At 38.5% G+C, this 8,610-nt stretch carries 8 protein-coding genes; 7 read left to right on the top strand and 1 reads right to left on the bottom strand.

The window, feature by feature from the left end; all coding sequences use genetic code 11:
* From AC1DVB_RS23405 to AC1DVB_RS23395, 3 genes are all read left to right on the top strand, one after another.
* A partial coding sequence (locus AC1DVB_RS23405; RefSeq protein WP_477591173.1) for a GntP family permease occupies positions 1 to 999 on the top strand: 999 nt, incomplete at its 5' end.
* Positions 1,000 to 1,158: 159 nt separating this feature from the next.
* Positions 1,159 to 1,506 (top strand): PadR family transcriptional regulator, encoded by a 348-nt coding sequence (locus tag AC1DVB_RS23400; RefSeq protein WP_057277611.1) that lies wholly within the window; start codon positions 1,159 to 1,161, stop codon positions 1,504 to 1,506.
* A complete protein-coding gene (locus AC1DVB_RS23395) occupies positions 1,493 to 2,482 on the top strand; it encodes an HAAS signaling domain-containing protein (protein WP_057277612.1) in 990 nt (329 codons plus the stop codon). The genes AC1DVB_RS23400 and AC1DVB_RS23395 overlap by 14 nt, the downstream gene beginning before the upstream one ends.
* A gap of 174 nt (positions 2,483 to 2,656) precedes the next feature.
* On the opposite strand, the gene AC1DVB_RS23390 is transcribed toward AC1DVB_RS23395, so the two are convergent.
* Positions 2,657 to 3,184, bottom strand: coding sequence for an IseA DL-endopeptidase inhibitor family protein (locus AC1DVB_RS23390; protein WP_057277613.1), 528 nt, complete (start codon positions 3,182 to 3,184; stop codon positions 2,657 to 2,659).
* Positions 3,185 to 3,828: 644 nt separating this feature from the next.
* Here AC1DVB_RS23390 and AC1DVB_RS23385 point away from each other — a divergent pair.
* From AC1DVB_RS23385 to AC1DVB_RS23370, 4 genes are all read left to right on the top strand, one after another.
* Positions 3,829 to 4,221 carry a sporulation protein gene (locus tag AC1DVB_RS23385; RefSeq protein ID WP_082609342.1) on the top strand — a complete coding sequence of 131 codons (393 nt, stop codon included), beginning with the start codon at positions 3,829 to 3,831 and terminating at the stop codon, positions 4,219 to 4,221.
* Between the two features lie 22 nt (positions 4,222 to 4,243).
* Positions 4,244 to 5,125, top strand: coding sequence for a mechanosensitive ion channel family protein (locus AC1DVB_RS23380; protein ID WP_057277614.1), 882 nt, complete (start codon positions 4,244 to 4,246; stop codon positions 5,123 to 5,125).
* A 457-nt stretch (positions 5,126 to 5,582) separates the two neighbouring features.
* Entirely contained in the window at positions 5,583 to 6,836 is a 1,254-nt protein-coding gene (locus tag AC1DVB_RS23375) for an MFS transporter (RefSeq protein WP_057277615.1), read from the top strand.
* A gap of 206 nt (positions 6,837 to 7,042) precedes the next feature.
* Positions 7,043 to 8,524, top strand: coding sequence for a UDP-N-acetylmuramoyl-L-alanyl-D-glutamate--2,6-diaminopimelate ligase (locus AC1DVB_RS23370; RefSeq protein ID WP_328097510.1), 1,482 nt, complete (start codon positions 7,043 to 7,045; stop codon positions 8,522 to 8,524).
* Positions 8,525 to 8,610: the final 86 nt, after the last annotated feature.

Genomic DNA, 8,610 nt, shown 5'->3' with positions numbered 1-8,610 from the left:
GGTTTCGTTATTTTATCGAGCTTAAGAAAAGCGTTGGCAAGACGCGCAAAAGTAGCGGTTGCTTCCATGTCAGTTGCACTTGCAACTGGTTTGTATGCAACACATACACTTGTACCTCCAACTCCAGGGCCAATTGCGGCAGCCGGAAATATCGGAGCGGACGGATACTTGGGGACTGTCATTTTGATAGGTCTTATTACGGCCATACCAGCTGCACTTGCTGGTTATATATGGTCAATGAAAGTAGCGACCAAGATAGAAGTTGAAGATGACCGAAGTGACCTGGATTACGATTATGATGAAATTGTCCGTTCATTCGGCAAGATGCCTTCTGCCTTACAATCATTTTTACCGATCGTTTTACCGATTGTCCTGATTGGAGCCAGTTCTGTATTAACGCTCTTTGGAACGGAAGGGGGGATTGCCGCATTTTTCGTATTCTTGGGCCAGCCGGTCATCGCATTGCTCGTAGGAGTAATTTCCGCTTTGACATTGCTGCCTAAGTATGATGAAGAAACATTAACAAACTGGATAGGAGCCGCCTTATTGGATGCTGCGCCAATTTTATTGATCACCGGGGCGGGCGGAGCATTTGGTACCGTCATTAAAAATACGGGGATTGCAGACATCATCCAAAGTTGGGATATGGGCAGCATCTTTAGCGGTTCCTTGTTCCTGTTGGTCCCGTTCCTAATTGCTGCTGGGTTGAAAACGGCTCAGGGTTCTTCGACAGCATCACTGGTCATCACTTCATCATTGATTGCCCMCATGCTTCCAACGTTGGGTATTGAAGGGGCTGTTCCTCTTGCATTGGTAGTCATGGCTGTTGGAGCAGGTGCGATGACAGTAAGTCATGTAAATGATAGCTTCTTCTGGGTGGTCACCCAATTTAGCGGGATGAAAGTGACGGATGCCTATAAAGCTCAAACAATGGCAACCTTAATACAAGGAGTGGTCACGATTATCACGGCGATGATATTGTGGGTCATTCTTGTGTAATATTAATATTGGAAAAACGGAGAGGCGTGAACCGCTTCTTTTTTTATGCTTTAAATAAAATATATTTTCATTTTTATGTTGGTGTAAGAACTAAAATAGTGTATGATGCATAGTATAAGGTATGGTGTACGTCACATAGTATAGAGAAGGGGTGATTGGATGAGCACTTTACTGAATTCATTAACCACTGAGCTGCGCAGAGGCACTTTGACGTTAGCTGTCTTAAGTCAGCTCAAAACTCCGCAGTATGGGTACTCGCTTGTCCAGCGTTTAGAGAAGTCTGGAATTACCATTGATCAAAGTACTTTATATCCTTTGCTTCGCCGCCTGGAAAAACAAGAATTGGTGACCAGCAGCTGGGATACTTCTGAAAGTAGACCGCGCAAGTACTATTCTTTAAGTGATTATGGGGGAAAAATCTTCACGCAGTTAAAGGAAGAATGGGAAAAAACTTCTCAAGAGCTTTATATATTATTAAAAGGAGAGGGAGAAGATGGAGCTGATTGAACTTTATATTCAGGAAGTGACCCGAAGGCTGCCAGAAAAAAACCGGGCGGATATTGCGCTTGAGCTTCAATCCACAATCGAAGATATGCTTCCGGAGGATCATACGGAGCAAGACGTGAAAGAAGTACTTTTAAAATTAGGAGATCCGGTTACACTGGCAAGTGGTTATCGTGATCGGCCAATGCATCTGATCGGACCTCGTTATTATGATGTTTATATCAGTCTGTTGAAGATGATTTTACCAATCGCTGCAGTCATTTCACTAATCGCATTAGTAGGGGACAATCCGTTTCGGGATACGGGGAATACGGTTATGGAAGCAATTTTAAAAATAATCGGGAAAGGAATTTCAAGTATCATCAGTACAGGTATCCAAGTGTTTTTCTGGTTAACGCTTTCATTTGCCATTTTAGAACGCTTGGACACTTCAAAAGACCAGTCGCCCCTAACAAAAGACTTGAAACCATGGACACCGGAAAACTTAAAAGATATTCCGAACATTTCAAAGAAAAAAGCGGTCCCTATGATCGAGGTTTTTGCAAGTTTGTTAGGCCTTTCCGTATTCGCAGCCCTTTATTTCAATGCAGCAAACCTGTTAGGCGTCTATGAAAAAAGAAATGGCAGTCTCATTTTCGTGACACCTTCTTTTAATCAAGATGTATTGAATTCCTATTGGCTGCTGGTATCTTGCGTCATTATCATTGGGATGCTCTTAACGATATATAAATTATTTTTAGGTCGATGGACCCTGAAATTAGCTTTTTTTCATGCCATATACCAGCTGTTGTACACTCTGGCTTTCATCATCATCATCAGTAATCCTGATTTATTGAACCCGGAATTCCTTGCATACCAAAGAACTCTATTCTCAATCGATGAATGGAAAAGCTCGATATACTGGGGTCTCATACTCATCTCCATCATTTTTGCCGCCTACGATACCTATCAAGGCTTCCGTAAGGCAAAAATCCGTTAAGGCACAGCATCTTAGCTGTGTTTTTTTTTGAATGTTTTGTGAAGTGAAAGGTGAGCTGATACAAGTCTGAAAGATTATTTCTCAAGATACAAGGGACAACAAAAAACACCTCATATGCCATATAGTTTTTAACTAACTATACAGCATATGAGGCGTTACATTTTAACCAATGTTTTATTGAACTGCATCGAACTGATTGACTTTCCAAGTAGATCCGGACTTATAAAAGGTCACCGTTCTTTTTACTGACTCACCGTCGACTGTTGGTACTGTTAAATTGTATGACCTAACGTTTTGTTTTTGATAGACTAATTTAATTTTTGCTTTTTTCCACTCTAACATGCTAAAGCCGTCTCCGACTGGACGGGCTAATTTCCCTTTATGGGTAATGTAATTATATTTAGTCAGCCCTTTTTCAACTGCATTATTAGTAAATGTCTCTGCTAAGTAGGCAGTCAATTTATCTTTTGTATTAAACTCTTGGCAAAGGTATGAATACTCTGTCCCTTTATAATTGAAAGTTTTTTGTGAACATGAACGGGTTTTGTATCCATATAAAGCATTCCAAAAATGTTTGCTGGCATTATCTGCTATCTTTAATGCATTTGCGTCAGACAATGATGTTGTTTTTGCGGTAACCGGACCACTTAATGTGAAAAATAAAATGATAATGGATAATAACATACCTAAAAGTTTTTTCATATCATATCTCCCCAATCCCTAATAGGATACTTATGTAACGAAAGTTTAATAAATATTACAATTGTTACATTTATATTACAACAAGTTTGGCATAAGTAAAAGAGAAATCTTGTAAATTTTTAAATAAATTTTAGGTTTTATTACATATTCATAGTTTGTTCACTATATTCTTTTTGAAAGGGCGTTCACATTTGCAATAGACTGAGGTTACATACTTCCTATTCCACCAAATGAACTTTTTAAAACCAAGAAGTGAATACTTTCAACGGACAAGTTCATTCATTATATTTTCATTAATATCAACATATGTTCAAAGAACTCGAATTACCCAGGCAGATCCGGAAAAAATAAAATATAATGGTTTGACAAACTTTCTAATTCTACCGTATTATAAATTATATACTTGAATACATTCTCCAAAGGGGAGTAGCTTTTACAACAATGTCGTCATTACGGAGTTCTTTGCTCTCGGTGTTGTTGGCAGCATATTGTTGTTAGCCAGACCTTACCTATTGGTAAAGGTCTATTTTGTTTTAGTAAACCTTTACCAAAGTGGTAAAGGTTTTTTTGTAGTCCCCTTAAGGAAATGTATAAACATGTAGGTTTTAATAGAAAAACAAATAAATATAAATGGAGTGTATTCTTTGATACTTAGAAAATCTTTGCTACTTTTAGGAATAGGTTCTGCACAAATAGATTTAATCCTTCCGAAAAATACGTATAAATCCGGTGAATGCATAAATGGATATTTTTTGATTAAGGGTGGTACCCTTGCGCAAAGAATAAGAAGGATTGAATGTGATTTGATCATGGATACTCATTCTACGGGAATGGAAGAGATCCTTAAAACGAGCACCATTTTGTCTACAAGGGAGATAAATTCAGGGGAAAGCAACGAAATTCCTTTCAACTTTTGTCTGCCTATATTGAAGGAGCCTTATAAGCGAGGGGTATCCTATCGCCTTAAAACGAGACTTATCCTTGATCAAGGGATAATCGGAAAGGATGATGACTGGATTTTAATCGAATCTGAATAAACGTGAAAATGGAGGTGAAAACATGAATATCTTGAAATTTTCTGAGCTTGCTGTGGATTACTGGGAAGAATTTTTATTATTGAGGCTTTTCATTTTGGCTATACTGTTATTGGCTGTTTATTATATTTTGAATAAACTGGTTGAATGGTTTTTTAGAAGATCCAATTTTTTCGACGAAGAAGTCGAAAGAACAATACAGGGGGTTACTCGTTCTTCTCTTAGGTACGGGATATCCGGGCTTTTCCTTATATATTTGATTGGACAGTTTATAGACCTAAAAGGAATTTTAGCCGGAGCTGGTATTTTAGGGGTGGTGATCGGATTTGCCGCTCAGCAAATGCTTAAGGATATCTTATTGGGATTTGTAAGGCTTTCGGATAATGAATTCCGAGTCGGGAATTTCGTGACATTCAACGGGACAAGTTCCGGGACGATTGAGGAAATCGGTATCCGGTTCATGCAGATCAGGGAATGGTCAGGAAAATTGCTGACCATCCCACATAGTGAAATCAGGACGATTCAAAATTTTAATAAAGGGAGAATGCGAATCATTGAACGCATTACAGTAAGTTACCAGGAAAATCCTGAAAAGGTAAAACGGCTGTTGGAGGATATATGTATTATCTGTAATGATAAGTATGGTGAAAGCCTTCTAAGGCTGGAAGATGGTACACCCGAAGAGGATTTTAGATACATAGGCATTACGGATTTAAATCCGAATCTAAAATATGTTGGATATGAACTATGCATAGTGGGACTTGTGAAACCTGATGATTACTTTGAAACATCGAGAAGCGTGAGGTTTGAAATGATGACTGCTTTACATGAACATCAAATTCTAATGCCATCTTCCCATTTGCTTGTACAGGGCAATCCTAATCAAGAACGTTTATTGGAAAACTGAAAAGAAGAAACACATTTGCTTGAGATAACCCGGGAAAAGATCATGAAAAAATGATGGATAAGGTAACAAAGGGCAAAAGCCATATTCGGCGGCAGCCCTTTGAAGCTTAAGGATATTAAAGGGCTTTCTTTTAAAGGAAATCCATTTTTATATTCGATAAATAGAACAAACCCATCCCCAAAAAAAGTTTTAGTTTATTAATTTCCCCTTGATTTATCAGATTAAATAAATTATTATGAAAATAACATAAAATGGAAGGGTGACCTTTAAACAATGATCATTTAATCCTATTTTTTAAGAAAAAATGCGTGCTTAAAACGAATTTTTTTCTGGATAGGATTAGTCTGTACATTAAAATACAAACAAAGATCATTGTGTCCTTCGATAAGGGATATTTTGCCTTGTTAAATTTGTATTGTACTGCCTCCTGTCCAGATATTTCACAGGGGGTTTTATATTGGCGAATAACACATCTGAAACATTAAATAATAAGGAACCTAACATTTTTAAAAATCGAGTATTCCAGGCCATTATCTTCTCAGGGTTGTTTTTACAAATAGGGATATGGGTACGGAATTTTGCCGTTTTGTTATTCGTCATGGAGAAGACAAATGGAGATGCCTTTGCCATTTCCATGATATCAGTAGCAGAATTCGCACCCATTTTTATTTTTTCATTTATTGGCGGCACATTTGCTGACCGCTGGAGTCCGAAAAAAACGATGGTTTGGTGTGATATTTTAAGTGCAATCTCTGTATTTGCTGTGCTTATCTCGCTAATCTTCGGCAGTTGGAAAATGGTTTTCTTCGCAACTTTAATTTCGGCGATACTTTCTCAATTTTCTCAGCCATCGGGCATGAAGCTATTTAAGATGCATTTGCCAGAAAGTCAAATCCAGACAGGGATGTCTGTTTATCAGACCGTCTTCGCAGTATTTATGGTTTTAGGTCCGATTCTTGGTACATTTGCCTTCCAATCTTTCGGGATCAACACCTCGATTGCGATTACTGGCCTGGCGTTTCTACTTTCAGCTGGCGCACTCGCCTTTCTTCCAAAAGACCGCAAACTGAATGAGGGGACAGCAAAAACAACATTATGGCAGGAAATGAAAAGCGGTGTGAGCTACGTATTACGAAAAAAAGAACTAAGTTTGCTTGGTTTATGTTTTCTGGCTGCCGGGCTCGGACTGGGTTTTATTCAGCCGCTCTCGATATTCCTTGTTACAGAACAACTGGAACTGCCTAAGGAAAATCTCCAATGGTTATTTATGGTGAATGGGTTTGGTATGATTTTAGGCGGAGCCGGTGTAATGATCTTTGCCAAAAAGGTGGCACCTCAAAGATTATTAGCTTTCGGAATGCTTGTAAATGCCATAGGGTTGGCGGTAATGGGGCTTTCGACAAATCTTTGGATTACACTTACTGCCGAGTTCTTTAATGGGCTAATGCTTCCTTGTATCCAAATCGGGATCAATACATTGATATTGCAGAGGACCGAGGGAGAGTTCATCGGAAGGGTCAATGGAATCTTAAGCCCATTATTCACTGGATCAATGGTGTTGACCATGAGTGCGGCAGGCGTGCTGAAAGAGCAATTTTCACTCTTCGCCATATTTGAAACCGCCGCTTTCTTTTTTATTCTAGGAATGTTTTTCATATTGCCATTGTACAATCAGAAGGTCGAAACGAAACCTCTGGAAGTTCAATCGTAAGCATCTTGCGGTGTGCCAGCACCTGAATACAGCTACAACCATTAGAAAAGCAGCCAAAATTGGCTGCTTTTCTTTCTTTTTTCTTCTTATTACGTCATTGAAACTGACAAATTCTGGATTTACATTTATTTTAGGAGTACTGGTTAATACTAAAAATGGGCTTATTGTACTTATGCAAGTGAATAGCTTACAAAGGAGAAAAGTTAATGATCCTTAAAAACATATTGAAAGAAGCGATAAACGGGGATTTGCCGAAGGACGTTGAACATATATCCATAACAGGTGTAACCGATAACTCTAAAGAAATAAAAAAAGGATTCCTTTTTGTTGCCGTAACCGGATATAAGTCCGATGGCCATAATTACATCAATGATGCAATTCGCTTAGGGGCATCGGCTGTGATTGGCAATCGAGATATTAAGGGTTTGGAAGTTCCTTATTTAAGAGTGGAGAACAGCCGTAAAGCATTAGGACAAAGCGCCAAAAGGTTTTATGGAGATCCCAGCAATCAAAAAATAATGATAGGAATTACGGGCACAAATGGAAAAACTACAACTAGCTATATGCTTCAGCAAATATTAGAAGAGAATGGAGTAACCTGTTCAGTCATTGGTACGATACAGCATATTATCAATGGAAACAAAGTCGATTCCCATAATACGACTCCAGGTACCATGGAATTGAATTCCTTGCTGGTTGAAAGTAGGGACATGGTTGTCATAATGGAAGTGTCTTCACATGGATTAGCCCAATACCGTTTAGAAGGAATTGATTTTGATTTCTGTGTCTTCACGAATTTGTATCATGACCATCTTGACTTCCACGGTACGATGGAGGATTATTTCCTGGCAAAATTACTGCTTTTTGAAAAATTGAAACCTAGTGGTCTTGCGGTTATTAATGGAGATGATTTCTGGGGTGGGAAACTGCAAGAATACTTATGGGAGAAGAATGTCAGTGCCTTTGTTTTTGGAAAATCCAATCGCTGCGATTTAGCCATAACCAATTATAATACCGCAACGAACCACTTTATTTTATTGAATGAGAATCATGACTTTGTGAAAATTGAGTTACCTTTACCTGGACTTCATAATTTATATAACGCAACAGCTGCCTATTCCGTAGCGAAGATGTTTCCAATTTCAAAACAGGAAATTCTCACTTCATTGAAACGATTTTCCGGTGTACCAGGAAGGTTTGAAATATATAAGAAAGCATCTGGGCCGACTATAGTCATCGATTATGCACATACTGCAGATGCCATTCATCACATGCTTCAAACGGCCAAAGAATGTGGGGCCAAAAAGATCTATCATATCTTTGGTTTCCGGGGTGGACGAGATACAACCAAAAGGGCTGAAATGGTTAAAGTATCTTCGGAACATAGTGATGTTTTGATTTTGACAATGGATGATCTGAATTCGGAAGGGATGGACGGGATGGAATCCACACTAAACAAACTGCTTAGCGATTACTCAGCTGGAAATGGGAAGGTTATTCCTGATCGTACCTTTGCTATCCAGGAGGCGTTACAAGCAGGAAAAGAAGGGGATTGGATTATCATTACGGGTAAAGGAATTGAGAGGTATGATCAAAAATTCGGACTGCCAACCATTTCTGACAAAGAAACGGTATTATATCTGCAAAATGAGGACCAAGGGGATTTTATCGGTTATTTTGATCAATAGTTGATATAACGAATCCAGCTTCCATCCATTCCACAGCCATTAGCGATTTTAAAATGGTGATTATTAACATTGTAACATTTGAGTAA

Source organism: Peribacillus sp. P4_D6, from assembly GCF_056401795.1.
The sequence above is the reverse complement of the archived record's forward strand: the minus strand, read 5'-3'. Positions and strand labels throughout refer to the sequence as shown.

What these genes read in the sequence shown, in the direction of transcription:
- AC1DVB_RS23400 (WP_057277611.1), top strand. Translation starts at nt 1,159, where the DNA reads ATGAGCACTTTACTGAATTCATTAACCACTGAGCTGCGCAGAGGCACT.
- AC1DVB_RS23395 (WP_057277612.1), top strand. Translation starts at nt 1,493, where the DNA reads ATGGAGCTGATTGAACTTTATATTCAGGAAGTGACCCGAAGGCTGCCA.
- AC1DVB_RS23390 (WP_057277613.1), bottom strand. Translation starts at nt 3,184, where the DNA reads ATGAAAAAACTTTTAGGTATGTTATTATCCATTATCATTTTATTTTTC.
- AC1DVB_RS23380 (WP_057277614.1), top strand. Translation starts at nt 4,244, where the DNA reads ATGAATATCTTGAAATTTTCTGAGCTTGCTGTGGATTACTGGGAAGAA.
- AC1DVB_RS23370 (WP_328097510.1), top strand. Translation starts at nt 7,043, where the DNA reads ATGATCCTTAAAAACATATTGAAAGAAGCGATAAACGGGGATTTGCCG.